This window comes from Myxococcus sp. AM011, from assembly GCF_013372595.1.
In the GTDB taxonomy this organism is placed as follows: Bacteria; Myxococcota; Myxococcia; order Myxococcales; family Myxococcaceae; genus Myxococcus; species Myxococcus eversor.
On record NZ_JABXEM010000545.1, the window covers coordinates 1 to 1552 of the forward strand.

At 66.6% G+C, this 1552-nt stretch carries 2 protein-coding genes; both read right to left on the minus strand.

The window, feature by feature from the left end:
• On the minus strand, positions 1-527 hold a 527-nt coding region (locus HUW62_RS47195), incomplete at its 3' end, for an NAD(P)-binding protein (protein WP_176438183.1).
• Positions 528-620: 93 nt separating this feature from the next.
• Positions 621-1307, minus strand: coding sequence for an HAD family phosphatase (locus HUW62_RS47200; RefSeq protein WP_176438184.1), 687 nt, complete (start codon positions 1305-1307; stop codon positions 621-623).
• Positions 1308-1552: the final 245 nt, after the last annotated feature.

Consider the following 1552-nt stretch of genomic DNA (forward strand, 5'->3'; position numbering starts at 1 on the left):
GCCTTGATGAGCTTCTTGAGGCCCCAGCCCTCGAAGAAGCCATCGGGAGGAAGGGCGGGGTGGGCCTTGAAGAAGGCGTCGCTCGTCTCGTGCTGCGCGGTGGTGCCGGCCAGCGCGCCCAGGAGCGCCTCGCCCTCTTCGCCCAGCTCGCGCGTCACCTCGGCCTTGCGGCGGGCGGCGTCGGAGTGCAGGTCCATGCGGTTTCTGGGCAGGACGAGCTGCAGCTCGGGCGAGTGGGGGCGCAGCGCGCGCTGCACGGTGGTGGTGAGGCCCAGCTCGGTGAGGGCCTCCTCCACGGCGGGCATGGCCTTGAGAGGCGGCGCGACGAAGGGCGCGTAGGGGAGCACGTAGCCGCCGTGCTCGTAACCCGGGCCCATGCCGTCGTGCTCCACCATCAGGACGCGGTGGCCACGCTTGGCGAGCAGCGCGGCCGCGAGTGCGCCACCGAGCTGACTGCCCAGCACGATGACGTCATACACGTGCCGGGATGGACCCGAGGGAAGCTTGAGTTTGGCTGCGGACGTCATGAGGCCGGCAACACTACACAACGTCCCACGCCGCTGGCTCCCTTTTGGCGCGCCATCAAGGCCGATGGGGCGGGGTGCCCCTGGCCCCGGGCTTCAGCTCCCCACGCCGAAGAGGCGGGACTCCAGCTCGGGCGGAAGGGTGGTGAAATCCGGGAGCGTCCAGAGGGCGCCGGCCTGGCGGAGCTGAATCGCGGATGTCGTGGTGGTGAGGCCCACCACGGGCATTCCGGCGTCCCGCGCGGACATGACGCCGAGGATGGCGTCCTCGAAGGCCAGGCACTGGGAGGGCTCGACGCCCAGGCCCTGGGCGGCCGCGAGGAAGATGTCCGGGAAGGGCTTGCCCCGGGAGACCTCCTCGGCGCCGACGATGCGGTGGAAGACGGGGCGCAGGCCCAGTCCGTCAATCACCAGCTCCCGGTTGCCATGGGGCGCCGCGGTGGCGATGGCCATGGGAATGCCGGCCGCGCGCAGGCGGGAGATGAGGGCCTCCGCGCCCCGGTGCAGTCGCAGGTGGGGCCGGTAGAGGGTGCGGTAGTGGTTCTCCTTCTCGTCCGCGAGCCGCTCCAGCTCGTCGGTGGCGAGCGCGCGCCCCAGCAGCTCCGGGAGGATTTCTTCGTTCTTCTTGCCCGCGAAGCGAGTCTGGAAGTCGTCGGCGGTGAGAGACAGGCCGAGCTTGCGCGCGAGCGCCACCCAGGCCTGGTTATGGAACACCATGTTGTCGACGAGGGTACCGTCCATGTCGAACACGGCGGCGCGCAGGGGCGTGTCGGAAGGTGTCATGGTTTCCCACCCATAGCGCGGCTGAGGGCGTCGGAGGACCCTGAATCGTGCGCGCCTGCTTGGGAGGACTGATATCTGACTCTTATACACATCTCCGAGCCCACGAGACGCGTAGTAAACTCGTATGCCGTCTTCTGCTTGAAAAAAAAATCTAATGTTCAAGGATTAGGTATCATTTCTCGTTAAAATACTTCCGCATCAACCGCTGAAGAATTACCATATATTACAGGACAATAAGTATTATT

What these genes read in the sequence shown, in the direction of transcription:
- HUW62_RS47200 (WP_176438184.1), bottom strand. Translation starts at nt 1,307, where the DNA reads ATGACACCTTCCGACACGCCCCTGCGCGCCGCCGTGTTCGACATGGAC.